This window comes from Burkholderia pseudomultivorans, assembly GCF_902499075.1.
GTDB lineage: Bacteria > Pseudomonadota > Gammaproteobacteria > Burkholderiales > Burkholderiaceae > Burkholderia > Burkholderia pseudomultivorans.
Genome location: NZ_CABVPP010000006.1, coordinates 160,544 through 185,843 on the forward strand (window position 1 = coordinate 160,544; position 25,300 = coordinate 185,843).

A 25,300-nucleotide genomic window follows, 5' to 3' on the forward strand; every position below is an offset into this window, starting at 1 on the left:
CAGCCAGTTAGCGCTCAGTACACATCGCGCACATAGCGCCGCGCCTTCGCGAGCCGCGCGACATATTCGTTCGCGCCGTCCGCGGACATCCCGCCGTGCTCGGCAATCACCGACTTCAGCGCCGCGTCGACGTCCTTCGCCATGCGCGCGGCGTCGCCGCACACGTAGAAGTGCGCGCCCTCCTCCAGCCACGCGTACAGCTCGGCGCCGTGCTCGCGCATCCGGTCCTGCACGTAGATCTTGTCGGCCTGGTCGCGCGAGAACGCGAGGTCGAGCCGCGTCAGGAAGCCGCTGTCGCGCATCGCGGTCAACTCGTCGCCGTAGTAGAAGTCGGTCTGCGCATGCTGCTCGCCGAAGAACAGCCAGTTGCGTCCGCGCGCGCCGCTCGCCTGCCGTTCGTGCAGGAAGCCGCGAAACGGCGCGACGCCGGTGCCGGGGCCGACCATCACGATCGGCACGTCGCCGCTCACGGGCGGACGGAAATGCGCGGACTTCTGCACGAACACCGGCACGCGGCCGTCTTCGGCGCGATCGGCGAGGAAGGTCGACGCGACGCCTTTGCGCGCGCGCCGGCCGTTGTGATAGCGCACCGCCGACACGGTCAGGTGGATCTCGCCGCGATGCGCGCTCGGGCTCGACGCGATCGAATAGAGACGCGGCTGCAAGCGCTTGAGCATGCCGACCAGTTCGCCGCCGGACAGCTCGACCGGGAACTCGTGCAGCACGTCCGCGAGCTGCTGGCCCCACAGCCACTGCTTCAGGTCGGCCTTGCGGTCGTCGCCGAGCAGCGCCTTCAGCGCGCCGTTCGCGCTGCGCGATGCGATGAACGCGAGCGTGTCGGGATGCGGGCGCGTGATGTCGCAGTGGCGCGCGAGCGCGTCGCCGAGGCGCAGCTCGCCGATGCCCGGCAGCGACACGGGCGTATCGGCCTTCAGCGCGGTGACGGCGAGCAGTTCGTCGACCAGTTCCGGGCAGTTGGTCGGCCACACGCCGAGCGCGTCGCCGGTTTCGTATTCGAGGTTCGCGCCTTCGGTCGACAGCGACACGTAGCGCGTATCCTTCGCCGCGCCCGGGCGGTTCAACCGCAGGTTCGCGACGAGCTTCGACGGTGCGGGATGCGCCTTGGTCGGCAACAGCCCCGTCGCGCCCGCCGCGGCGGCCGGCACCGCGTGCAGCGCGGCATCCGCTTCCTTGATCCGCGCGATCACGCGTTCGAGCCACTGGTCGGCGTCGCGCTGGAATTCGACGTCGCAATCGACTCGCGCACACAGGCGCGCCGCGCCGAGTTCGGCAAGCCGCGCATCGAGCCGGCGGCCGTGCCCGCAGAACTGGTCGTAGTTGCGATCGCCGAACGCGAGCACCGCGAACCGGGCGCCGTCGAGACGCGCGGCCGATGCATCATGCAGCGCGTCCGAGAACTCGCGGCCGTTGTCGGGCGGATCGCCGTCGCCGAACGTGCTCGTCATCAGCAGCACGTACTGCGCGCCCGCAAGCGACGCGACCGGATAGTCGGACATGCATGCGGTGCGGATCTCGAAACCGGCGTTCATCAGTTGCGTCGCGTAGTCCTCGGTCAGCGATTCGATGTTGCCGGTCTGCGACGCCCACAGCAGCACGACCTTCGGGCGCGTCCGCACGATCCGCACGCCGCCCGGCGCGGCCGCCGGCGCATCGGCCGGCAACGCGGGCGACGCGGCGTCGGTCACGCGCGCGGGCGTCGAACGGCTGAACAGCCCCGCCAGCATCCCGTCGAGCCAGAGCCGCACCGGCGGCGTCAGCGGCGCGAGCGCGGGCAGCACCGGCACGCCGCCGTCGCGCCGTCCGGCGCTCGCCTTCAGCCCTTCGACGAGACCGGCTACGTACAACCGCTCCGCATTGCTCAGCGGCGGCGGCGCGAAGTCGGCCACGCCGAGCGCGACCGCGAATGCATCGATATCTGCCATATCGGGTTCCTGTGAGGCGACGGCCGGCGCGGGCCGCGCGGCGTCGGCGGACACGTCGGGACGCGCCGTGGCGTCGTCGGCGGACGCGAACGCATCCGTTTCGACGCGGGCCAGCGCGACCGCGCAGTATTTCAGTTCGGGCTGCTGCGATTCGGCATCGATCGCGTCGTTCGTCACCGCGTTGATGCACAGGTCGTCGCCGTACACGTCGTTCCAGTGCATCGGCGCGAAGCAGTTGCCGCGCTGCACGCGGTCGGTCACGACGGCCGGCAGCACCGCACGGCCGCGCGCCGAGCGGATCTCGACGCTGTCCCTGGTCGCGATGCCGAGCGTGTGCGCATCGTCCGGATGAAGCTCGACGAACGGGCGCGGATTGAGCTTGTTCAGCATCGCGACCTTGCCCGTCTTCGTCATCGTGTGCCACTGGTGCTGCAGCCGGCCGGTGTTCAGCACGATCGGGAACGTGTCGTCCGGCCGCTCGGCCGGCGCGACATGCGGCCGAGCGTAAAAGCGCGCCTTGCCCGACGGCGTCGGAAACGCGATGCGCGGCGGGCGCGCCGCATCGCCGTCGGGCGCGGTGCGCAGCGTCTGGCTCGCGCCGTCGTTCAGATAACGCACCGGATGCCGGTCGCGCGCGGTGCCGGGCGCGACCGGCCACTGCACGGGCCCGTCGCGCAGCGCCGCGTGGCTCGCGCCGCGCAGGTCGTAGCCGGTCGCCGGATTCGAGAAGCGCACGATCTCGTCGAACACGTCGGCCGCCGACGCATAGTCGAATGCGCCGGCGAAGCCCATCGCACGCGCGACTTCCGCGACGATGCGCCAGTCGGGCAGCGCATCGCCGGGCGGTGCGATCGCGGGCCGCATCAGCGTCATGTTGCGCTCGGAATTCACCATCACGCCGTCGCCTTCGGCCCACAGCGCGCCCGGTAGCAGGATGTCCGCGTAGCGGTTGGTCTCGGTGTCGAGGAACGCGTCCTGTGCGATAACCAGTTCCGCGGCCTGCAAGCCGGCGATCACGTTCTGCCGGTTCGGCACGGTCGCGACCGGGTTCGTGCAGATGATCCAGCACGCCTTCACGTCGCCGGACTTCATCCGCGCGAACAGGTCGACGGTACCGCCGCCGGTTTCCGCACGCAGCGTACCGGACGGTACGCGCCACAGGTTCTCGACGAAGCGGCGATCGTCGGCCGACAGCGTCGAGCGCTGCCCCGGCAGCCCCGGTCCCATGTAGCCCATCTCGCGCCCGCCCATCGCATTGGGCTGGCCCGTCAGCGAGAACGGCCCGCTGCCGGGGCGGCAGATGCGGCCCGTCGCGAGATGCAGGTTGCAGATCGCATTGGTGTTCCACACGCCGTGCGTGCTCTGGTTGAGGCCCATCGTCCAGCAGCTCGTCCATTCGGGCGCGTCGCCGATCCATTGCGCGGCGGTGCGGATGTCGGCCTCGGCCAGCCCCGTGATCGCCGCGACGCGCTCGGGCGTGTAGTCGGCCAGGAACGCGGGCATCGCGTCCCAGCCTTCGGTGAATTCGGCGATGAAGGACACGTCGGTGCGGCCGTTCGCATGCAGCAGGTGCAGCAGCCCGTTCATTAACGCGAGATCGGTGCCGGGCCGGATCTGCAGGAACAGGTCGGCCTTGTCGGCGGTGCCGGTGCGGCGCGGATCGACGACGATCAGCTTCGCGCCGGCCTTCACGCGATCCATCATCCGCAGGAACAGGATCGGATGGCAGTCGGCCATGTTCGCGCCGATCACGAAGAACAGGTTCGCGCGATCGAAGTCCTGGTACGACCCGGGCGGGCCGTCCGCGCCGAGCGACTGCTTGTAGCCGGTGCTCGCGCTCGCCATGCAGAGGCGCGAGTTCGACTCGATGTTGTGGGTGCCGACGAAGCCCTTCGCAAGCTTGTTGACCAGATACTGCGCCTCGATCGACATCTGGCCGGACACGTAGAACGACAGCGCGTCGGGGCCATGCGTATCGAGCACCGCGCGCAGCCGGCGCGCGGTCTCGGCGATCGCGTCACGCGCCGGCAGCGGCACGAGGTCGTCCTCGCGCGCGCGGCGCACGAACGCGCGGTCGAGCCGCCCGGAACGGCGCAGCGCGACGTGCGCCGACGAACCCTTCGTGCACAGCCGCCCGAAGTTGGCCGGATGGTCGGGGTCGCCGGACACCTTGACGACCTCGCCGTCCTCGACATGCAGCACCATCCCGCAGCCGACGCCGCAGTAAGGGCATACGCTTTTGACGGGGGTGGCGGTCATGCGCGCTCCGGGTCCGTCAGGCCGCAATCCACACGAAGCCGTCCTCGACCCGCGACGGATACGCGTTCACCGACTGCTCCGGCGCCTCCACGCATTCGCCGGTGCGCAGGTCGAAGTGCTGCTTGTAGAGCGGCGACGCGACGACCACCCGTTCGCCGAGGCTGCCGATCAGCCCGCGCGACATCACGGCCGCACGCGACACCGGGTCGACGTTGTCGATCGCGAACACGCCGCCGGCTTCGGCATGCGCGACATGGAACACCGCGACCTGCTCGCCGTTGACGAGCGCGCACACGCCGGTGTTCGGCACGATATCGTCGAGGGCGCACACGCGGGTCCACGACAGCGGAAGACGATCGTTCATGATGCTCTCCTTGAAGATGAGGTTGGCGTCGGTCAGGCGGTTTCGGATTCGGCGACGGCTTGCGGCACATCCGCGGCGACGACCGGAATCGCGATGCGCTTGCCGCGCATGCGCTCTTCCGGCGTCGCGGGACGGATCTGGCCGCGCGTCTCGACGAACGCGATGTTCGCGTCCGGCGTATCGCTGTTCACGAAATGCCGGAAGCGCTTGCGCGTGTCGGGATCGGCGACGGCCTTCTTCCATTCGCATTCGTAGGTATCGACCACGTGCTGCATGTCGGCCTCGAGCTCGGCCGCGATGCCGAGCCGGTCGTGCACGACGACGTCGATCAGGTAGTCGAGGCCGCCTTCGAGGTTGTCGCGCCACACGCTGGTGCGCTGCAGGCGATCGGCGGTGCGCACGTAGAACATCAGGAAGCGGTCGATATAGCGGATCAGCGTCGCGCGATCGAGATCGGCGGCCAGCAGTTCCGCATGGCGCGGCTTCATGCCGCCGTTGCCGCACACGTAGAGGTTCCAGCCCTTCTCGGTCGCGATGATCCCGACGTCCTTGCCTTGCGCTTCCGCGCACTCGCGCGTGCAGCCCGACACGCCGAACTTGATCTTGTGCGGCGCGCGCAGCCCCTTGTAGCGATGCTCGATGTCGATCGCGAGGCCGACCGAATCGTCGACGCCGTAGCGGCACCACGTCGAGCCGACGCAGGACTTCACGGTGCGCACGGCCTTGCCGTATGCGTGGCCCGATTCGAAGCCGGCCGCGATCAGCTCCTCCCAGATCGACGGCAGCTGCTCGACGCGCGCGCCGAACAGGTCGACGCGCTGGCCGCCGGTGATCTTCGTGTAGAGCCCGTATTTCTTCGCGACCTGCCCGACCGCGATCAGCCCTTCGGGCGTGACCTCGCCGCCCGGCATGCGCGGCACGACCGAGTAAGTGCCGTCGCGCTGGATGTTCGCGAGGTAGTAGTCGTTCGAATCCTGCAGCCCCGCGTGCTCCTTCTTCAGCACGAACTCGTTGAAGCACGACGCGAGAATGCCCGCGACGGCCGGCTTGCAGATGTCGCAGCCGAGGCCGCGGCCGTGCTTCGCGAGCAGTTCGTCGAAGGTCGTGATGCGTTCGACGCGGATCAGGTGGAACAGCTCCTGGCGCGAATGCGGGAAGTGCTCGCACAGGCGGTTGTCGACCGCGAGGCCCTGCTTCTTCATCTCGGCCTTCATGATCTGCGTGACGAGCGGCACGCAGCCGCCGCACGACGTGCCGGCGCCCGTACACGACTTCAGCGCGCCGACGCTCGTCGCGCCGTCGGCGACCGCCGCGCAGATCTGCGACTTCGACACGTTGTTGCACGAGCAGATCTGCGCGCCGTCCGGCAGCGCATCGACGCCGACCGCGGGCTTCGCCGCGCCGTCCGACGACGGCAGGATCAGGAACTCCGGCGACTCCGGCAGCTCGATGCGGTTCAGCATCATCTGCAGCAGCGTGCCGTATTCGGCCGCATCGCCGACCATCACCACGCCGTGCAGGAACTTGCCGCAGTCGGACACGACGAGCTTCTTGTAGATTTGCCGGCGCTCGTCCGCGTACTGGTAGACGCGGCTGCCGGCCGTCGTGCCGTGCGCGTCGCCGATGCTCGCGACGTCGACGCCCATCAGCTTCAGCTTGGTGCTCAGGTCGGCGCCCGCAAATGCGGTGGCTTCGTCAGGGTGGCCCGCGAGCCGCTTCGCGACCACGCGCGCCATGTCGTAGCCGGGCGCGACGAGGCCGTACACGGTGCCGTTCCATGCCGCGCATTCGCCGATCGCGTAGATGTCGGCGTCGCTGCTGCGGCATGCGTCGTCGATCGCGACGCCGCCGCGCGGGCCGATTTCCAGCCCGCTTGCGCGTGCCAGCTCGTCGCGCGCGCGGATGCCGGCCGAGAACACGATCATGTCGGTATCGAGATGCGTACCGTCGGCGAATACCATCCGGTGCGCGCCGGTTTCGCCGTCGACGATCTCCAGCGTGTTCCTGCCCGTATGCACGGTCACGCCGAGCGCCTCGATCTTCGCGCGCAGCATCCGGCCGCCGCCGTCGTCGACCTGCACGGCCATCAGCCGCGGCGCGAATTCGACGACGTGCGTGTCGAGCCCCATGTCGCGCAGCGCCTTCGCGCATTCGAGGCCGAGCAGCCCGCCGCCGACCACGACGCCGCGTTGCGCATGCGTGCCGCACGCCTGCATCGCTTCGAGATCCTCGATGGTCCGGTACACGAAGCAGCCGGCGCGATCGTGTCCGGGCATCGGCGGCACGAACGGGCGCGAACCCGTCGCGAGCACCAGCTTGTCGTAGGCGAGCGTTTCACCGGACGCGAGCGTGACCGTGTGCGCGACGCGATCGATCGACGCGACGCGCGCATTCAAGCGCAGGTCGAAGGCCGGATGACGCTCGAAGAAACCGGCTTCGACGAGCGACAGGTCGTCCGCCGACTTGCCCGCGAAGAATTCGGACAGATGCACGCGGTCGTAGGCCGGGCGCGGCTCCTCGCCGAGCACGGTGACCTGCAGCCGGCCGGCCGCGCCCGCTTCCGCCGCGATGCATTCGAGGAGCTTGTGGCCGACCATCCCGTGGCCGATGACGATGAGTTTCATGATGACGTTCCTTCGATCGATCAGTTCGCGGCGTTGGCGGCAGAGAGCGCGCGGTCGCGCAGCTCGGCTTCGCGTGCCTTGTGTTCCTCGCTGAAGCGCACGGCCATCGCGCACAGCGCGGTCGCGGTGACGGCGAGCCCGAGCAGGCTCAGCGTGTGCTGCACGTCGCCGACGCCCTTGAGCAGGAAACTCGCGGCGACCGCGCCGACGTTGCCGCCCGCGCCGACGATCCCCGCGACGCCGCCGAGCGCCTTGCGGTCGATGAACGGCACCAGCGCGTAAGTCGCGCCGCATGCCATGTGCGTGAACAGGCCGAAGGTGAGCATCGCGACGAGCGCGAGGCCGACGCTTTGCGCATGCGAGAACCACACGAGCCCGAGGCCTTCGCCGACGATCAGCGCGCACAGCAGCGTCGCGCGCACGTCGAGGCTGCGGCGCGCGGCGATCCGGTCGGACAGCCAGCCGCCAAGCGCACGGGCGAACAGCGCGAGCAGCCCGAACAGGCCGGCTGCGAGGCCCGCATCCTTCAGCGACAGGCCGAAATGATCGACGTAGTACAGCGCGGCGATGTTGTGGATGAACACCTCGACGCCAAAGCACGCGCCGTACGTGACGAACAGCATCCAGACGCGATAGTTGCCGCATGCGGTGAAGAAGCTCGCCCAGCCGCCCTTCTTGCCGCTGTCGACGGTCACGCCCTGCCGGCGCAGCGCGACGAAGTCGCCTTGCGGGCAATCCTGCGTGTAGCGCCAGTACGCCCAGGCCATCGCCAGCATCGCGATGCCCGGCACGACGAGCGCGACACGCCACGACGCGTCGTCGCCGAAGCCGAGCATCATGCCGGCCGCAACGAGCAGCGGCATCAGCGCCTGCGTCGCGCCCGCGCCGGCGTTGCCCCAGCCGGCCGTCGTCGCATTCGCGGTGCCGACCACGTTCGGCGCGAACATCACCGACGTGTGGTACTGCGTGATCACGAAGCCCGCGCCGATCGCGCCGATGCCGAGCCGGCAGATCAGGAACGACAGGTAGTCGTGCGTGAACGACACCGCGAACACGGGAATCGCGCCGAGCACCAGCAGCCCCGCATACACGCGGCGCGGCCCGAAGCGGTCGCACAGCGGGCCGACCAGCAGCCGCACGGCGATGGTCGCGGCGACCGCCGCGATGTTGATGTTCGCGACTTGCGCGGCGCTCAGGTGGAATTCGCGCGCGATGAGCGGCATCAGCGGCGCGCACGCGAACCACGCGAAGAAACAGACGAAGAACGCCATCCACGTCAGGTGAAACACGCGCATCGGCGCGGTGCGGAGGCTGAAGAGATCGATACGGGTAGCTTTGTCGGTCATGTCATCCGCCAAACGAAAAACGGCGTCCTGCGCACCCGGTCTCGTCGAGACCCGATGCGAAGGACGCCGTTGCCCATGAAGCCCGTTGCCGGGCGCGTCGGTATTCGGTGCTGCGAACGGATCGCCATTGATCCGCCCGGACCTGCTGACGCAAACGCCATGCCAGGCTGGCGCGATTGACGCGCGCGTGCCCGCCGCGCAAGGCTCGGCGGACGATACGCGTGACTCCGCCGCGCACCGCCCGCGATGCGTCGTGACGCAGCGAAGCACAGTTGTGGTGCGCTGCAGCACTGTCGCCGTGCGACATCGCGGTGCGCATTGGCCGGCCGCGACGCACCCCGATGCGGCATTGCGTCCCCCGGCGCGATGCGGCTGGACGCGCATGCAGCGTCGTCGCACGCCGCGTCTTGCCGGGTGCGACCCACGCTGGCCCGGATATTGCTGAATCCGGTTCATGCCACCGGCAAAGGCGCCGGTGGGCAGTCCCAGCAAGATCAGGCCCGTCGTCGCGGACGGGCTCGTCAGGACAACGGCGTCCGTTCGTGCGTGGCACGGCCGGATGCCGTCGTCGCTTCGGCTGCCTGCCGCTGCCGCGCACTCAATGCGTTATCGACCGCCGCGTGCAAGTGGCAATGGAACACGACATGACGACTGGCAAAGTCACCCTGCTGGGCGCCGGGCCCGGCGACCTCGATCTCCTCACGCTGAAGGCCGTGAAAGCGCTCGCCGCCGCCGACGTGCTGCTGCTCGACGATCTCGTCGATCCCGGTATCGTCGACCTCGCGCCGCGCGCGCGCGTGGTACGGGTCGGCAAGCGCGGCGGCTGCCGCTCGACGCCGCAGGCATTCATCGAGCGGCTGATGCGCCGCTGCGCGCTGCGCGGCGCGCACGTGGTGCGCGTCAAGGGCGGCGACGCGCTGCTGTTCGGCCGCGCCGGCGAGGAGCTCGCGATGCTGCGCGCCGCCGCGATTCCGGTCGAGATCGTCAACGGCATCTCGTCGGGCTTCGCGGCCGCCGCGAGCCTCGGCGTGTCGCTCACGCATCGCGAGCACTGCCACGGCGTCACGTTCGTCACCGCGCACCGGCAGGACCACGGCGAACCCGACTGGTCGCGCGTCGCGGCAGCCGGCACGACGCTCGCGATCTACATGGGCATGAGCCGCATCGAACGAATCGCCGCCGGCCTGCTCGACGTGCTGCCTGCCTCGACGCCGGCCGCGGCCGTCCAGTGGGCCGGCACGCCTGCCGAACGCCGCTGGACCGGCACGCTCGGCCGGCTCGCGCCCGGCGTCGCGGAAGCGGGGCTCGGCAGCCCGGCCGTGATCCTCGTCGGCGCGGCGATCGGCGAGGCGGTCGCGCAAGGCCTGCCGGACGCGGGCGCCGCGCGCGCAACGCCGCTGTCGCAGGCCGCGTAGCATGCGCGACGTCACGCGGCACCGGCCGCCTACCCTTCGTGCAGACAGCGGCGATCGCGCTGCCACCGCGTGCGGCATCGACCTGCGATCCGCGCCGCCCGCCACGCTTTTGCCGCCGCCGTTCGCGTCATGAATACGTCTGCCTCGCCCCTGCGCCTGCGCGTGCTGCTCGTCACCGATACCGACAAGCCGATCGGCGAGCTCGGCGCCGCGCTCGCGCGGCTCGGCTACGAGATGCTGAACGACGTCGCGACGCCCGCGCGGCTGCCCGCCGCCGTCGAGGAGCAACGCCCCGACGTCGTGATCATCGACACCGATTCGCCGTCGCGCGACACGCTCGAACAGCTCGCGGTGATGCATGCGACCGCGCCGCGCCCGGTGCTGATGTTCAGCCACGACGCCGACCAGCAACTGATCCGCGCGGCGGTCGGCGCGGGCGTCAGCGCGTATCTCGTCGAAGGCCTGTCGGCCGAGCGCCTCGCACCGATTCTCGAAGTCGCGCTCGCGCGCTTCTCGCACGACGACGCGCTGCGCCGCCGCCTCGCCGACGTCGAGCGCGAACTCGCCGATCGCAAGCTGATCGACCGCGCAAAGCGCCTGCTGATGGATCAGCGCAGGCTGTCCGAGCACGACGCGTATGCGACGCTGCGCAAGCGCGCGATGGATCAGGGCCTGCGCATCGTCGACGTGGCGCGCCAACTGCTCGACGCGTCACCTCAGCCATGAACGCCATGAACCCATCCCTTCCCGCCGCGCCGGAACGCGCGCACCTCCGCCTCGGCTTCGTCGCGCTCAGCGACGCGGCGCCGCTGATCGTCGCGCAGCGGCTCAACCTCGGCGCACCGCACGGCCTGACGCTCGAACTGAGCCGCGAGCCGTCGTGGGCCGCCGTGCGCGACAAGCTGCTGAGCGGCCAGCTCGACGCCGCGCATGCGCTGTACGGGCTCGTCTGCGGGCTGCAGCTCGGCATCGGCGGGCCGCAGGCCGACATGGCGGCGCTGATGGTGCTGAACCGCAACGGCCAGGCGATCACGTTCTCTCGCGCGCTGGCCGATGCGTATCGCGCCAGCGGCAGCGTGCGCGACACGTTCGCGACGCTCGGCCGCAAGCCGCTGCTCGCGCAGACCTTCCCGACCGGCACGCACGCGATGTGGCTGAACGCGTGGCTCGCGTCGCACGCGATCGATCCGCTGCGCGACGTGCGCAGCGTCGTGATCCCGCCGCCCGAGATGGTCGCGGCGCTGGCGAGCGGCGAGCTCGACGGCTTCTGCGCGGGCGAGCCGTGGCACGCGGTCGCCGAAGCGTGCGGCGCGGGCCGCACCGTGGCCGTCACGAGCGAGATCTGGCCCGATCATCCGGAAAAGGTGCTCGCGAGCCGGCGCGATTTCGTCGCGCTGTATCCGGCGACGGCGCGCGCGCTGATCCGCACGCTCGTCGACGCGTGCGCGTGGCTCGACAGCGCCGCGCACCGCGCCGAAGCGGCCGGCTGGCTCGCGTCGCCCGACGCGCTCGGCGTGCCGGCCCGGCTGATCGCGCCGCGCCTGCTCGGCGACTACGGCGCGGGACCGTTCGCCGAACCGCCGCTGCCGATCCGCTTCCACGACGGCGGCACGGCGAACCGGCCGGAGCCGCGCGACGGACTGTGGTTCCTGTCGCAGTACCGGCGCTGGGGCATGCTCGACGGCCCGCACGACGACGCGGCGATCGCCGCGGCCATCGCGCAGACCGCGTTGTATGATGCGGCAGTCGCCGAAGGCGGCGCGGCGGACGCATGATGCGCAACGCGGAAGGCACGCGTTCGATGCGGCCGCCCGCCGGACGCCGCCCGCTGCGCGGCTGCCGGCTTCCGCTGGCTGCCGGCAAACGCCGGTGCCGCCGAATCGCCCGCACGCCTTCGCGTTGTCACACCGTCCCCGCCCCCGATCGATGTCGAAACGAACCCGCCCGCCGCTCGACCTGCTGCTCACCGATATCCGCGCGTGCCGCGTCTGCGCGGCCGAACTGCCGCTCGGCCCGCGCCCCGTGGTGCGCGCGCATCGCGACGCGCGCATCCTGATCGTCGGGCAGGCGCCCGGCACGCGCGTGCATGCGAGCGGCATTCCGTGGGACGACGCGAGCGGCAAGCGGCTGCGCGGCTGGCTCGACGTCGACGCCGACACGTTCTACGACGAGACGCGTTTCGCGATCGTGCCGATGGGCTTCTGCTATCCGGGCCGCGGCGCGAGCGGCGACAATCCGCCGCGCCCCGAATGCGCGCCGTTGTGGCTCGACCGGCTGCTCGCCGAACTGCCGGCGATCCGCCTGACGCTGCTGATCGGCCAGTACGCGCAACGGCATTTCCTGCGCGACACGCGCAAGGCAACGCTGACCGACACCGTGCAAGCATGGCGCGACTACGGCCCGGACGTGCTGCCGCTGCCGCATCCGTCGCCGCGCAACCAGGCGTGGTTCAAGCACCATCCGTGGTTCGACGCCGAAGTCGTGCCCGAGCTGCGCCGCCGCGTCGCGCCGCTGCTCGCCGGCTGACCATCGGTACCGCACGCGCGGCGCGGCCGCGCGCCCGCCGGCCGGCCCCGGTTGCGGTACCATCGCGGCTCAACCGCGTCACGAACCGCAGAATCCGTCATGTCCTCCATCGCCCCGCCGCGCCTGTACGGGATGCCCGAACGCAGCGACCGGCTCGACTTCTATATCCGCGACCAGGCGTCGCGCCAGGCGATCACCGAGCCGCACCGGCACGCGTATTTCCAGATCCAGTTCAACCTCGGTGGCGACACCGAACAGCGCATCGGCGGCGTCACGCGGCCGTTTCCGCGCGGCGCGCTCGCGTTCGTGCTGCCGTATCGCGAGCATCTGATTCCGCATCCCGAAGGCGCGCACTTCATCGTGATCAACTTCAGCCAGGCGTTCCTGCGCGCCGATCTCGACGTCGATCCGCTCGATCTCGAGGACGTGCCCGCGCACCGCTTTCCCGAGCTGACGCCGTTTCGCTTCCAGGAGCATCTCGACTTCATCCTGACCGGCGACGCATTCGACGAAGCGCGCCGCCTCGCGCTGTGCATGATCGACGCCGACCGCGCGCGCACCTTCGGCTCGACGACGCTGCTGCGCGGCTATCTGCTGCAGCTGATCGGCCTCGTCTGCACGCAGTACGCGGGTGCGCTCGACAAACTCGCGCAGCGCGGCGCCCAGCGCGCGGGCCGGCGCGACGCACTCGCGCGCGTGCTGCGCCACGTTCGCGCGAACCTGACGCGGGAAGACCTGACGCTCGCCGCGACCGCCGAGGCCGCGTTCCTGTCGCCGAACTACCTTGCGCACCTGATCCGCAAGGAGACCGGCAGCACCTTCACCGATCTCGTGACCGAGCGCCGGATCGCGCTCGCGCAATCGCTGCTCGCGCATACGAGCCGGCGCATCGCCGATATCGCCCGCTCGGTCGGCTTCCGCGACGAAGGGTATTTCGCGCGGCGCTTTCGTGCGCGCGTCGGCGTGTCGCCGAAGGCCTATCGCGACGCGAACGCGGCGCTGCCCGAGGCGGAAGACGCGCCGGCGGCGGACGACGCGTAGTTTTGTCCCGGTAAAACGCAATTGCGTCGCATCCGGCCGCGCGCGCGTCGGGTATCGTTGCATGCGTGCCGGCCAGCGCGTCGCGCGCGGCCGCCCGCCGTCCACCTACCGAACGAGGCCCTCCGATGTCCGCATACGTCATCGACGCTCCCGAGCGTCCTTCCGTCGAAGTCGAGCAGTCGTCCGCGCGCTTTCCGGTGCGCCGCGTGTTCTGCGTGGGCCGCAACTACGCGGACCATGCGCGCGAAATGGGTGCCGATCCCGATCGCGAGCCGCCGTTCTTCTTCACGAAACCGGCCGACGCGATCGTGGCCGCCAGCGGCACCGTCCCCTATCCGCCGCTGACCGGCGACCTGCATCACGAGATCGAGCTGGTGGTCGCGATCGGCAAGGACGGCCGCTCGATCGACCCGGCCGATGCGCTGTCCCACGTATGGGGCTACGCGGTCGGCGTCGACCTCACGCGCCGCGATCTGCAGGCCGACGCGAAAAAGCTGAGCCGGCCGTGGGACTGGGCGAAGGGCTTCGACGCATCGGGCCCCGTGACCGCGCTGCGCCCGGTTTCCGCCATCGGCCATCCGGCGGCCGGCCGCATCTGGCTCGCGGTCAACGGCGACACGCGCCAGCAAGGCGATCTGGCCGACATGATCTGGGCGATTCCCGACGTGATCGCATACGTGTCGCGCTCGGTCGAGCTGAAGGCCGGCGACCTGATCTTCACCGGCACGCCAGCCGGCGTCGGCGCGCTGCAGCCGGGCGACCGCGTGACGGGCGGCGTCGACGGCGTGGCGACTTTCGAGTTCGTGGTGGGCGCGAAGCCGTAAGCGCGGCGGCCGCCACGCATCGACGGCGGCTTCGTCAGTCGAGCGCGGCGGCGGCCCGTTCGCCGTCGCGCGCATCGAGCGCGCGCACATACAGCGCCGCAAGCAACGCGAGCGCCGCCGACAGCAGCATCATGGCGAGCGGCGCATAGCCCGCGTTGCGCGTCGTCAGCAGCGCGCCCGTCAACGACGACAGCGCTGCACCGCCCGCGATCATCATCGCGCCGGCCAGCCCGGACGCGCTGCCCGCCAGCTCCGGCCGCACCGACAACGCGCCCGCATGCGCGCCCGGATTGGTCAGTCCGTTGCCGATGCCGACCAGCACGCACGGCCCGAACCACGCGATCGCGTGCGTCGCGCCGCCGAACATCAGCCCGACGGCGATCAGCGGCCCCGCGCACGCGACCAGCCGCCCGCACAGGATCGTCGCGGTCGGCGGATAGCGGCGCGCGAGACGCGCGGTCAGGAAGCTGCCGCATACGAAGCCGGTCGTGATCGTCCCCATGTAGAAGCCGAGCTCCGCCGGCGGGATCGCGAAGAGCGTCTGCGCGGCCAGCGGCGCGCCGGCGAGGAACGCGTAGAAGGAGCCGGTCGAGAACGCCATGCAGAGCGCATAGGCCCAGAAGCGGCGCGCGCGGAACAGCGGCGGATACGCACGAAACTGCCGCGCGAGCGTCGACGAGCGGCGCGTATGGGTTTCGGCCAGATCGAACGCGCACCAGCCGAACAATGCGACGCCGATCGCCGCGAGCAGCCAGAAGCTCGCGCGCCAGCCGGCCGTCTGTTCGAGCAGGCCGCCGAGCGTCGGCCCGATCATCGGCGCGAACGCGGCCGCCATTGCCGCATAGCCGATCCGGCTTGCTGCGCGGCTGCCGCCGCCCGCATCGCGGATCGTCGCCATCGACACCGGATAGACCGACGTGATCGCCGCCTGCATCAGCCGGCAGGCGAGAAACACGCGGATATCGGTCGCCAGCGCACAGCCGAGCGAACCGAGCGTAAATACGCCGACGCTCGTCAGCACGATCGGCCGGCGTCCGAACCGGTCCGACAGCGGCCCCATTACGAGTTCCAGCGACGCCGCAAGCGCCGCATAGCCGCCGAGCGACAGCCCGACGAGCGCGTAGTCGGCCTGCAGATCGCGCGCGATCGCCGGCAGCGACGGCAAAAACAGGCTCAGCGGCAGCACCGACACCGCGCACAGCAGAATCAGCGTCGCCTGTGCCGGTGCGGACGATCGGGAAGCGGTTGGCCGGGTCGGTTGCAAACGGGTATCCTCCGCGCACGCGCCGGGCGGCGATGCGCCACGCAAAAAAAACGCCCCCGAACCAGTCGGGGGCGCAGGGATTCCGGCGCGGTTCCGCTACCGGACCTTGCGCCTGCGTGCTACTGGACGAGCAATGCGATTCAGATTCGTTTCCACGCCGGACGACTCCTGAACGACGACGATGTCGGACGATGGTAGGGGGACGTCGCCAACGCCGTCAACACCCAAGGGGCAGTTCGCACTATCGACGGGCTTGCGAAGATGCGCTGGCATGGACGACCCCTAGCGCGCGCGCACCGACACGAACTTGCGCGCGTTGGCGCGCTGGATCAGCACCGCGATCACGCTGCCGCCGTTCGCCTCGAGCGCCGGCACGTCGTCCGGCGACTCGAGCAGCGTATCGTTGAGCTCCAGCACGACGTCGCCGGGCTGAATGCCCGCATTCGCCGCCGGGCCGTGCACCGCGTCCACCATCATGCCGACCGCGAGCCCCGTCGAACGCCGTTCGTCGTCGCTCAGCGGATGCATCGTCAGGCCGAGGCGGTCGCCCGCGTCCGGGGCGCGCGCGACGACCTTCGTCGCGGCCGCGCCGGCAGCGCCCGCCGCATCGCGCGGCTTGCCGGCCGCCTCGTCTGCGCCGGTGATCGTCATCATCATCGGTGCACGGTTGCGGATCAGCCGCAGCGGCGCCTTCTCGCCTGGCGGCAGCGCGGCCGCCAGGTCGTTCAGCTCGGCCGAGCGGCCGATCCGCTTGTCGCCGAACTGCACGATCACGTCGCCGGGCTTGACGCCGGCCGCCGCGGCCGGCGAGCCGGGATCGACGCCGTTCACGAGCGCGCCTGCCGGCCGCGGCAGGCCGAATGCGGCGGCCAGCCCCACGCCGACGTCCTGCACGTCGACACCGATCGCATTGCCCGACGGTGCATGCGATGCCGCCGCCTGGGCTCCGGCCGGTGCTTGCAGTTGCGCGCGCGCCTGGGCCCGCGCCTTCGCCGCGAGCGCGATCGGAATCGCGAACGTCGTGCTCGCGTAACGTTCGGCGCCCGTATACAGCTGCACCGCGATACCGATCACGTCGCCCGCGCGGTTGAAGACGGGGCCGCCCGAGTTGTCCGGATTCACCGCGATGTCGGTCTGGAAGAACGGAAACGCGCTGCCGTCGGGCAACATGCGCGACGTCGCACTGACGATGCCGGCCGTGACCGTGTTGCCCGAGCCGTCCGGCGCGCCGATCGTCATCACGGGTTCGCCCGCGCGCACCTTCGACGAATCGCCGATCCGCACGAACGGCAGCTTCTTCCCGTCGACCTGCAGCACCGCGACGTCGCTTTGCGGGTCCACCGACAGCACCGTCGCCTTGAACTCGCGACGGTCCGTGAGCCGGACCGTCACGTCGGTCGCCTCGTCGACGACATGCGCGGAGGTCAGGATCATGCCGTCCGCGCTGACGATGAAACCCGAGCCGCTGCCCGACACCGCGCGCGGCGACGTATCGGGCGCCGGCGCCTGCTGCCCCTGCGCGGAGGGCGGTGGCGCGCCGTGCCGGAAAAACGCGGAGAGCGGATCGTCGGGATCGAGGATCGCGAACGACGGCTCGCCGCCGCCCTGCTGATCCGCTGCGGGGGTGCGAATGGTCACGACCGCCGCGCCGTAGCGTTCGACGATCGCCGGGAAATCGACCGGCATCGCGGCACGCGCGACGGCCGGCCGCTCCTTCGCGACGGGCGGCGACGCGGCCGGCGGCGGCGCAACACTCGCCGCGATGGCTGTCGGCTGCGACGCAGCAAAACCGGCAAGCGCGCCCCCGATCAGCGCGGTGCGAAGCACGGCGCGAGCAAGCGTCTGGCGAACCACGGTGCACCTCCCCCGGCAGTCGCGACGCCGACATGCGCGAGACGCGCAGACGCCCGACAAGCACCGGTACACGCATCCATTTATAGTCCACACGGCCGGCCGGAACTACGAATCGAAACCCGAACGGCGAGCGGCCGGCGTGCTGCAGAGCCGTGACAGCGCTCGTTCCGGACAAAGTGCGCGGTTCGTCAATCCGCATAAGTCCGATCGTGTCGCGCGGCTGCGTGCGATCCGGTTCGACAATCCGGCGTGTCGGTTGGCGTGGTGTAAGGGTACGTTGTTAAGCTGCGCGCTCATGCAATCGCTGGAGGGACAGGCGATGACGAAGATGGTCGTCCGCCGGGCCGGCGAGCCCGACGTACCGGTCCTGCTGCAAATCCGCAACGATGCGCACGCAAGGAAGGTCGCGCACCGCGACTACGCATGGGGCCACGCAGGCGACGGCTTTTCCGAGCGGTGGGTGCGAAACAACGTCGCCGAACAGGACGTGTACGTCGTCGAACGGGAAGGTATGGCGATCGGCACGTTTTCGCTGCGCCTCGGTCTCGACGATCACTGGGGACCGCAGGCACCGGTTGCCGGTTATGTGCACGGGCTGTGCGTGCGGGAAGGCTTCAACGGATGCGGGCTCGGCGGCTTCATGCTGAACTGGTGCGCCGACACGGTGCGCAGCCTGAACCGGCGTTTCGTGCGGCTCGACTGCGCGGTCCGTAACGCGAAGCTGTGCGCGTACTACGAGTCGCTGGGCTTTGTCCGTGCGGGGCTGTACCCCGAACCGGGGCCTGGCGGGCAGGTGTGGTCGCTGTATGAAAAACCGGTTGGCTGACGGCCGTGAACTTGCCGTTGCCGACATCCGACAGGAAACCCGTGAATGCCGCATGACGATCGCACCCGAATCATTCCAGGACGCACGCCCGAGTCGGCGGCGATGCTGGCCAGCATCAAACGGGCGATGGCGATGACCGCCCGCATCAACACGCTGACGTTCGACGATGCGGACGAAGTCCGGACGCTGTTCGCCGAACTGATCGGCAAGCCGGTCGACGACAGCTTCGTGCTGATTCCGCCGTTCTACACGACCGGCGGCCCGGATATCACGGTTGGCCGCAACGTATTCGTCAACCAGAACTGCACGTTCTACGACCTCGGCGGACTCGATATCGCGGACGACGTGATGATCGGCCCGAACGTGAGCCTGATCACGTCGGGCCACCCGCTCGAACCGTCGAAGCGGCGCGCGTTTGTCGTCGCGAAACCGATCGCGATCGGGCGCAACGTATGGATCGGTGCGGGCGCGACGATCGTCGGCGGCGTGACGGTGGGCGAGAACGCGGTGATCGGCGCGGGGTCGGTCGTCACGCGGGATGTGCCGCCGAATGTGCTGGTGGGCGGGAATCCGGCGCGGGTGATTCGGGAGGTTGTCGGGTGAGGGACGGCATCGGTCCGCATCGCGCAGCTTACCCGAGCTTCGGTAGGAAACGCGGCACCTGCGGCCATCAAGCCTCGATATAGCATGAATCCGCGTGCCGTCCGCAGTGAATTCGCATGGCGGCGAAATCGGGAAAATGCATTATCGCGTCAGAGGCCCGCCACCGCCTCAGCCGTAATCGCTGCGCCGCCGGCTGCGAGAACGATCTCCGCCGGGAACGTGGGCATTTTGCCGGTACCCGTCTGACGCAATCCTTCACCATGCGGTATCGGCGGACCATTCTCCTCCATGTAACGCCGGATGTGCTCGTATAGCCGCCACAACATCGCGTCCTCCCACCAGCCGGTGTAGCCGATATTAACGATCTCCGCACACGAGTGCGGATTATCGGCCTCACCCCATAACAGCGACAGGAAATAGGACTCGCGGGCCGCAGCACCCGTAAATTGCGTCCATTTGTACGATCGGACTTTCACGTCGTCCCATTTGCGCGTGCGCACGGCTCCGGCCCCACCTTTCTCCCAGAATCGCCAGAACGACGGCGTCACATAAGGAATGAAGCTGACGGTGCGATCGTTCCTGTTGAAAAGAACGGGAAGATCCCGGGGGGAAAAGAGCGCGGCCCGAAGGCAGAACACCGCAAATAAAAGGAACAGCACGGAGGCAAAGGATATGAAGACGCCAAGGACAGGGACTTCCTGTAAGGTCAGCGCGGCGACGAAGCCAACACCCGCCGTACAAAATAGCCCCACTAGCGTACCCAGCACTAAAAACACCGTTTTCCCCCCAGCGCCCATCGGCGTACCAACCTCGATCGCATTCGGGTAGATGTTCAAAAGGGAATCGCAGGTGCTGGCCATCTCATGGACGGGGCGCCGCTTGTCATCACTGGCCACGCGCCATGGCGGCGTGACGCCCTGGCGGGTTCTCGCCAGTTTCCCGGGGAACTTGTTGAAATACGGATCTGCCTGATTCCATTCCGGCAACAGAACCCGGTAGTCGTTCTTCTCGTTTTTCATCTTGAAGCACTTCTCCTAATTCGGCAGCCGTTCGTTCAGGACCTCGTCCCCGTCCTTGGTCTCCACGGCCACTTCTGCATACGCCCCACTGAATTCGATGACGCTCAGATCGAGCGAAACGCGAATGTCCTGATCCTGATCCAGGACCTCGGTGTTCAGTTTCGCAAATGCCGATGCGCCACCTGCCGCCAGTCCTGAAGGCCGAGCCGAGCCTCCTGCGCGCTCGACCAACAGTGTCGCCCCGCCTTTCTTGTTCTTGCCGTAGATTCGCGCAACCCAGTCCAGTTGCGCCCGTAATCCCACCGGAATGCGCAAGCGCAAATATACCTCTCTGTAATCCATCGGGTTGCGGCTGTTGCTGCTAGGCATCGGCAATCCCCCCATCATGCCGGCTCCCATGCTGCGGCCCGCGACATCCCAAAAGCCGTCCTTATAGCTGAAATCAACGCTGATTCCCAGCAGTAGTTTGTTCGATTCCTCTTGCTCGCGAGCCAAGCTCCCCCACTTGTTACTGGCTCGTCCCCAGATCGTGCGCGCTGCCCATTCTTCGGCGGGCCGACTCTGCAGAAGTTGGGCAAAGTAACCCGCGATCATGCCGGCAGCGACCAGCACCAGCCCCCATCCGGTCCAGGAAAGTCCGAATCCGCTAGCGGTAACAATGCCGATAGTTTCGAGGAAACCCGCCGCGGCGGCCACGGTCGCCGCGCCAAAGAATACCGTTTGGATGGCGTAGGCTGACAAGGCACCCGGGTTATCTCGCCCCCATCGCGAGACAGTTTTCATGATCGCCGTCGCGGTATCAAAACCGGCCGCGATCGTAGCGACCACGCCGAGCATGACCTTCGTACCCAGCGCAGCGCCCGCCGCCTCCCATTTCTTCGCAGCGGCCTGACCGATTTCCAGCAATGCGGCAGCGCAGCCCAGCGACGCCGACCCGATGCCGAGAACGCCGTCCAGTCGCTCGTCGTCATTGCCGTACTTGTACTTGTCGATCGCATCCTGCAGGCTCAAAATCTGCAGCCATCCGCCTGCCGCCGACAGCACCGTGCCTCCCTCGCGCAGCAATTCACCGACCTTGCGTGCAAACTTCCTCAGTTCTCCCATGTCGGCGGGCAACTGCGCAACAACGGTGGTGGTTGCTGTGACACCGACCCGTTCGAAAACGAATACCTCCATCGTCCCGCTTTTACCCGACACGTCAAACGCACCGCCACCGCTCCGGGAAACGCTGACGGTACGCGTGTCACCGACCTTCGACGTCGATCTGCCACCGTCGTTGCTGCTCTTCGCGCTCGCAACTTCGCGCCAGTAAAACTTCGCCTGCCTGTACGACGCCTTGACCCGCGTGACGCGGATGCCATTCTTGCCGACACTGGTGACGCCGATTCTTGCTATCGCCAATTCGACTTTCTGGATTAGCACCGGAGACGGCGGATTTTTTAGGCGGCGCAAGGCGAGACAGGAAGCGCTCAACAACGACACCAGGCTGAAACTCCACAGCGAAGCCAGCGCCCTCAATTGCGGCAGATTGCGCGCGAGTGCCCCGACCAGTTCACCGCCCTTGTGCTTGCTCTCGAGTTCCTCGATCACATCGAACAGCGCCTTGGATTCGTCAATCGTCTTGGATCGCTGATCCTTATCCTTGAACCAGGTAAAGAAATCCTGCTGGTTGCCGAGCATTGCGCGGATGAGCAGATTGTTCTTGTCGCCCGGGTTGTCCTGCATGAAATCTGCGAACCACTGCAGACCAGCATCGGTAATGTGGCCGCCATGGCACACCATGCACACCAGTACTGCGTAGTAGACGCCGTCCTGTCGCGTCGTATCGTCGCAATCGTGTTCGGTCACCAGCTTGCGTGCCGGACTTTTCAACCACGCGCCATAATCCGGCTCGATAGTCGCAAGCAATCGGCTATCGTCATTGCATGCGGATTGGTACTGGTCCAGGAAATTCTGATAATTGTTGCCCAGCTTCTTCTTGATCTGCTCCGCCGGCAGTTCGTCCTCCGGTATCGCAACAATACCCATCGACGGATTCGTATAGGTTCCAGCGAACATTCCCGTCCCGGATATCGTCTGCGGCATGAAGGTTGCGCCTGGCGGGAGATTCCCGCTCGCCTTCATCGCGTCGAACTGGTCCCTGGCCATATACGTATTCGGATCACCCGACATCCCGGACAGATTGCCGATGTGGCTGTATTGCTGCTGCAGCGTGTCGACCAATCCCTTGATGCACATTGCCGACTGCAGCTTCCAGTAGCCGTTGCCTTTGAGCATCGTCTTCGCCTTCTTCGGCACGGTGATACGGAAGTTCGCAGCCTCATGCGTTACGCCGACTGCGTCCGGTACGCTGACGATCATCGCCTTGCCGATATCGAATGTCTGGCTCCTCTTGACGATCTCGACAGCCTGGTCGTAAATATCCTTCGCCGTTTCGCGACGTCCGCCTTTCGGATCGATCCGTGCCGGCTTCCTCAATGGAAACGCATTGTCGTCTCCGTACAGCGCAGCCGATGCCACCGCATAGTTCGCGGTGTACTCCTCGACGATTTTCCCAATTTCGCCCTCCGTCAGTGGAGCGGAACGCTCGCATTGTGCATGCGGCGCATCAATGCACACCATGCGCTGCCTCCGCAACGCTTCGTTCTTGGGATTCCCGTATGCGTTACGAACCTTCTCGCTCCATGGCGTATCGCTGAATCCGATCCATACACGCTGCGTCTCCGCCGCATTCGGGATGACGAACAGCATCGCAGCCGCATAGCCGGCGGTGCGTTGACAGACGAACGCGGGAGCCTTGCCGGGCAATGGTAGTTCGCCGAGCGAATAGGGCGTCATATATCCACCGCTGTCAACCTGAAATGCTTGCCATCCCTTCTGCTCCTTTAGCTCGGGCGTGTGCGGCCGCTCGTAATACGCGTAGACATAACCACCGCGCAAGGTTCGCATCGTGTAGCCGAAGTAACTCAATCCGACGTCGGCGACCCCGGACTTCAGCTTCGCGATCGCGGCCTTTTTTGCGTCGGCGTACTTTTTCTCGGCCAGCGCTGGTCTGACCAGCAAAACCGGCAATCCGGCCTTCACGCATGACGGGCAACCGCCCGCGGAGCAGTGCGGCGCGCCAGCGGCCGCCGCATTCGCATTCTGCGCATATTTGCCATCTGCCATGATTCGATTTCCTTTGCTACCGGCACACAATCGCGACGGACGAGTCGCGCGACGCTTTGTGCTCCAGTTCGAGACGCATCGCGTCCCACATGTCATCTCCGACCGCGCCGAGTCGCTCGCTCAAGCTCGCCCGATCGCTCAATGCCGACTTCACCAGTTCGATCACATGCGCGTGCTTGCATAGCGCCGGATGAATCTGCAGCACATACGCACCCAGCAGCACGATGTCGGCTCCCCGTGTCAACCCAAGCGCCTGCGCATCGGCAACCGCAGCATCCGCGCGATTCAGGTAATCGTCGGGCAATTCGCGCTCGAATACACACCAGCCTCTGAGCAGGTCCTGCACCGTCGCGCATCGATCCACACGGTCCCATTGAGCGCCATCGAGAGCGAAAAACGTGGAGCGCGACGCACGTGTGTCGAAACGAGTCGGTGGTGTCCGCTCGACGAGTGCCGTCCTTCGGTCGAGCACATGCCATGCTGCGACCGGGCCGAGCAAGTCACTGCGCTGTCGATCGTTCAACACCGGCCAGATCCATTCGAATACGCGACGATCGGCCCACCGGACGTACTTTGGGCCAACCTGGGGGCGCGGCGAAATCATCACGCGGGCCAGATGCACCGCGACGATTTCCGGCGGCAGTCTCGATATCAGCCAGCCGCCCACCGTGAAACCGCGTACCACTTCGTCATGCGGATCACGTTGTTCGTCGCACGCCGCCCGAATCGATGCGCCGATCAACTCGATATCGTCATGATCGAAACAGATCAGCCGTGGGCGCTGATGCTCGAGAAGCGACGCACTGGCCACTGGAATCGGCACGACCTCGCGCTCCGCAAGCATCGGCAAATGCCCATCAAGCGGCTCCCGCAAATACGGATCGACAAGCAGGTATCCGCTCAGCGAGTCCTCGTTGCGCAACGACGCCTGTAGCTGCAACGTCATCGGTTCGATCGGTATACTCACGTCTCCTCTCTCTGTCACAACGTGGCGGCACCACGGCCTACCGCATCGCCGTCCTTGGTCGGACAGGCCTTTACCTGACTTTGCGAGACCTGCGGATTCATATCTGCGCTGCGCGGGCCGGTCAGCACGTGGTTGGCCGCATGAAACTTCACGGTGCCAGGCGCTCCGATCTCGATCCCACCGCCTTCCATCTTCAGATAGGCTTTGGCTGCTGTAAGCAATACCTTGACGGACGCCTGCGCAGTCACGCTGGCCGTCGAACTTGCCACGCTGACGCCTTGCTGGGCAACGGCTCCGAGATTGCCGCCACGTTGGGCTTGCAGCCCGATAGATCCGCACGCCGCATGCAACGCGATACCCGACACGGCAACCGGCCGACGATCGGCTTTCTTGCCGTCCGTGTACAACCGGATTCCCTGGCTCGCGACAATGCTCGTTTTGTTCTTCGACGTCCATTGCAAATCCTGCCCTGCGGCCAGTACCGTCTCGGTACCCGACACCCAGACATGGCTCTTCGCCGATGCAGCGACCACACCATCCTGGCCATAGGCCACGAGATGCGGGCGGCTCCACGCGGTTGCACTGCCTCCGCCGCCAGTCGCTTGATTGGACGTCGATCCAGCTTTTGTGGCACTGATTGCCTGCTTGCCGTCACGCAGCCCGGCAACGGCCGCCAGCGTGGACGACGACGCTTCTTCATCCGTTCGTTCCGGCAACGAGGCATCCGGCTGCACAGCGGACGACTGCGATGTGCCGGGCTCTGCACCCTGCGTATTCGCCGCCTGCGCCAACCTGTCGAGTAGATCGTGGCTGTGGCCGAGGACCTGGGCCGCTCCGGATGCGTCCATCTGGGTTACACCGGCCGCTGCGCTGAGCAGAACACCGGAGCCGCCGCGCACCGCGCACGATGCTTCGGTATTCAGGTCTGCACCATAACCGCGATCGGCCTGCCGAACGTTGTCCTTCATCGACTTCAGGTGACCAAGCATCAATCCACTACAGTTGTCAGTCGTGTAGAGGTGAACGCTCGACTGCCCCGCCGTGTCGTCCATCATGAAGTGACGATAGCCACCCGTGCCCTGCTGGCTCAGCCCCAGATCCTGGGTCTTGAATCCGGTCAGCGTGGCTGCATGTCCGTTGCCCGCAAACCACGCAGCCGCATTGCCGGTGCTGCCGCTAGCAGGCTGTTGAAAAGCGCCTCGTTTTGACGGCCGGGGCACTGTTTAAAAGGGTTTCGTATGCGATTGGCTGCCGAGT

At 67.7% G+C, this 25,300-nt stretch carries 18 protein-coding genes; 8 read left to right on the top strand and 10 right to left on the bottom strand.

From position 1 onward, the window contains the following. Positions 1–14: 14 nt before the first annotated feature. From BST28156_RS07205 to BST28156_RS07220, 4 genes are read right to left on the bottom strand one after another with little or no spacing between them, the layout of a single operon-like run. Positions 15–4,202 carry a bifunctional nitrate reductase/sulfite reductase flavoprotein subunit alpha gene (locus tag BST28156_RS07205; protein WP_174901867.1) on the bottom strand — a complete coding sequence of 1,396 codons (4,188 nt, stop codon included), beginning with the start codon at positions 4,200–4,202 and terminating at the stop codon, positions 15–17. Positions 4,203–4,218: 16 nt separating this feature from the next. Beyond that, the gene (gene nirD / locus BST28156_RS07210) at positions 4,219–4,566 is read right to left on the bottom strand and encodes a nitrite reductase small subunit NirD (RefSeq protein WP_009693447.1); all 348 of its coding nucleotides are present in this window, start codon (positions 4,564–4,566) and stop codon (positions 4,219–4,221) included. A gap of 32 nt (positions 4,567–4,598) precedes the next feature. Next, positions 4,599–7,190, bottom strand: a complete 2,592-nt coding sequence (gene nirB, locus BST28156_RS07215; protein WP_174901868.1) for a nitrite reductase large subunit NirB — start codon at positions 7,188–7,190, stop codon at positions 4,599–4,601. Between the two features lie 20 nt (positions 7,191–7,210). Next, positions 7,211–8,536 carry an MFS transporter gene (locus BST28156_RS07220; protein ID WP_060237451.1) on the bottom strand — a complete coding sequence of 442 codons (1,326 nt, stop codon included), beginning with the start codon at positions 8,534–8,536 and terminating at the stop codon, positions 7,211–7,213. Between the two features lie 644 nt (positions 8,537–9,180). Here BST28156_RS07220 and cobA point away from each other — a divergent pair. The 6 genes from cobA (at position 9,181) to BST28156_RS07250 (ending at position 14,342) form a co-directional block, all read left to right on the top strand. Then, complete coding sequence (gene cobA / locus BST28156_RS07225; protein ID WP_174901869.1) at positions 9,181–9,951, top strand: uroporphyrinogen-III C-methyltransferase; 771 nt, start codon at positions 9,181–9,183, stop codon at positions 9,949–9,951. Positions 9,952–10,080: 129 nt separating this feature from the next. Beyond that, on the top strand, positions 10,081–10,677 hold the full coding sequence (locus tag BST28156_RS07230; protein ID WP_060237449.1) for an ANTAR domain-containing response regulator: 597 nt from the start codon (positions 10,081–10,083) through the stop codon (positions 10,675–10,677). A gap of 5 nt (positions 10,678–10,682) precedes the next feature. After that, positions 10,683–11,726: a CmpA/NrtA family ABC transporter substrate-binding protein gene (locus BST28156_RS07235; RefSeq protein ID WP_174901870.1), complete on the top strand. Its 1,044-nt coding sequence runs from the start codon at positions 10,683–10,685 to the stop codon at positions 11,724–11,726. 151 nt (positions 11,727–11,877) lie between these two features. Further along, positions 11,878–12,477, top strand: a complete 600-nt coding sequence (locus BST28156_RS07240; RefSeq protein ID WP_174901871.1) for a uracil-DNA glycosylase family protein — start codon at positions 11,878–11,880, stop codon at positions 12,475–12,477. A gap of 99 nt (positions 12,478–12,576) precedes the next feature. Beyond that, the gene (locus tag BST28156_RS07245) at positions 12,577–13,518 is read left to right on the top strand and encodes a helix-turn-helix transcriptional regulator (protein WP_060237443.1); all 942 of its coding nucleotides are present in this window, start codon (positions 12,577–12,579) and stop codon (positions 13,516–13,518) included. Between the two features lie 125 nt (positions 13,519–13,643). Further along, positions 13,644–14,342, top strand: a complete 699-nt coding sequence (locus BST28156_RS07250; RefSeq protein ID WP_060238978.1) for a fumarylacetoacetate hydrolase family protein — start codon at positions 13,644–13,646, stop codon at positions 14,340–14,342. Positions 14,343–14,376: 34 nt separating this feature from the next. On the opposite strand, the gene BST28156_RS07255 is transcribed toward BST28156_RS07250, so the two are convergent. Together BST28156_RS07255 and BST28156_RS07260 are read right to left on the bottom strand one after the other, a co-directional pair. Then, positions 14,377–15,606, bottom strand: coding sequence for an MFS transporter (locus tag BST28156_RS07255; protein ID WP_244131361.1), 1,230 nt, complete (start codon positions 15,604–15,606; stop codon positions 14,377–14,379). Between the two features lie 282 nt (positions 15,607–15,888). Continuing rightward, entirely contained in the window at positions 15,889–17,460 is a 1,572-nt protein-coding gene (locus BST28156_RS07260) for a trypsin-like peptidase domain-containing protein (protein ID WP_174901873.1), read from the bottom strand. 319 nt (positions 17,461–17,779) lie between these two features. Between BST28156_RS07260 and BST28156_RS07265 the strand changes: the two genes are divergently transcribed. Further along, entirely contained in the window at positions 17,780–18,286 is a 507-nt protein-coding gene (locus tag BST28156_RS07265) for a GNAT family N-acetyltransferase (protein ID WP_174901874.1), read from the top strand. Positions 18,287–18,331: 45 nt separating this feature from the next. Next, a complete protein-coding gene (locus BST28156_RS07270; protein WP_174901875.1) occupies positions 18,332–18,889 on the top strand; it encodes a sugar O-acetyltransferase in 558 nt (185 codons plus the stop codon). A gap of 149 nt (positions 18,890–19,038) precedes the next feature. Here BST28156_RS07270 and BST28156_RS34685 read toward each other — a convergent pair whose 3' ends face one another. Genes BST28156_RS34685 through BST28156_RS07290 form a run of 4 tightly spaced genes read right to left on the bottom strand, consistent with a single transcriptional unit; the run spans position 19,039 to position 25,263 of the window. After that, on the bottom strand, positions 19,039–19,908 hold the full coding sequence (locus tag BST28156_RS34685; protein WP_244131363.1) for a DUF6708 domain-containing protein: 870 nt from the start codon (positions 19,906–19,908) through the stop codon (positions 19,039–19,041). Positions 19,909–19,923: 15 nt separating this feature from the next. After that, positions 19,924–23,076: a T6SS effector BTH_I2691 family protein gene (locus BST28156_RS07280; RefSeq protein WP_174901876.1), complete on the bottom strand. Its 3,153-nt coding sequence runs from the start codon at positions 23,074–23,076 to the stop codon at positions 19,924–19,926. Between the two features lie 16 nt (positions 23,077–23,092). Further along, on the bottom strand, positions 23,093–24,022 hold the full coding sequence (locus BST28156_RS07285) for a DUF4123 domain-containing protein (RefSeq protein ID WP_174901877.1): 930 nt from the start codon (positions 24,020–24,022) through the stop codon (positions 23,093–23,095). 35 nt (positions 24,023–24,057) lie between these two features. Continuing rightward, complete coding sequence (locus BST28156_RS07290; RefSeq protein ID WP_174901878.1) at positions 24,058–25,263, bottom strand: type VI secretion system Vgr family protein; 1,206 nt, start codon at positions 25,261–25,263, stop codon at positions 24,058–24,060. Positions 25,264–25,300: the final 37 nt, after the last annotated feature.

Bases quoted from the DNA above. Each gene is read 5' to 3' on its own strand.
- BST28156_RS07205 (WP_174901867.1), bottom strand. From the start codon at position 4,202: ATGACCGCCACCCCCGTCAAAAGCGTATGCCCTTACTGCGGCGTCGGC.
- nirD (WP_009693447.1), bottom strand. From the start codon at position 4,566: ATGAACGATCGTCTTCCGCTGTCGTGGACCCGCGTGTGCGCCCTCGAC.
- nirB (WP_174901868.1), bottom strand. From the start codon at position 7,190: ATGAAACTCATCGTCATCGGCCACGGGATGGTCGGCCACAAGCTCCTC.
- BST28156_RS07220 (WP_060237451.1), bottom strand. From the start codon at position 8,536: ATGACCGACAAAGCTACCCGTATCGATCTCTTCAGCCTCCGCACCGCG.
- cobA (WP_174901869.1), top strand. From the start codon at position 9,181: ATGACGACTGGCAAAGTCACCCTGCTGGGCGCCGGGCCCGGCGACCTC.
- BST28156_RS07230 (WP_060237449.1), top strand. From the start codon at position 10,081: ATGAATACGTCTGCCTCGCCCCTGCGCCTGCGCGTGCTGCTCGTCACC.
- BST28156_RS07235 (WP_174901870.1), top strand. From the start codon at position 10,683: ATGAACCCATCCCTTCCCGCCGCGCCGGAACGCGCGCACCTCCGCCTC.
- BST28156_RS07240 (WP_174901871.1), top strand. From the start codon at position 11,878: ATGTCGAAACGAACCCGCCCGCCGCTCGACCTGCTGCTCACCGATATC.
- BST28156_RS07245 (WP_060237443.1), top strand. From the start codon at position 12,577: ATGTCCTCCATCGCCCCGCCGCGCCTGTACGGGATGCCCGAACGCAGC.
- BST28156_RS07250 (WP_060238978.1), top strand. From the start codon at position 13,644: ATGTCCGCATACGTCATCGACGCTCCCGAGCGTCCTTCCGTCGAAGTC.
- BST28156_RS07265 (WP_174901874.1), top strand. From the start codon at position 17,780: ATGACGAAGATGGTCGTCCGCCGGGCCGGCGAGCCCGACGTACCGGTC.
- BST28156_RS07270 (WP_174901875.1), top strand. From the start codon at position 18,332: ATGCCGCATGACGATCGCACCCGAATCATTCCAGGACGCACGCCCGAG.
- BST28156_RS34685 (WP_244131363.1), bottom strand. From the start codon at position 19,908: ATGAAAAACGAGAAGAACGACTACCGGGTTCTGTTGCCGGAATGGAAT.
- BST28156_RS07280 (WP_174901876.1), bottom strand. From the start codon at position 23,076: ATGGCAGATGGCAAATATGCGCAGAATGCGAATGCGGCGGCCGCTGGC.
- BST28156_RS07285 (WP_174901877.1), bottom strand. From the start codon at position 24,022: ATGACGTTGCAGCTACAGGCGTCGTTGCGCAACGAGGACTCGCTGAGC.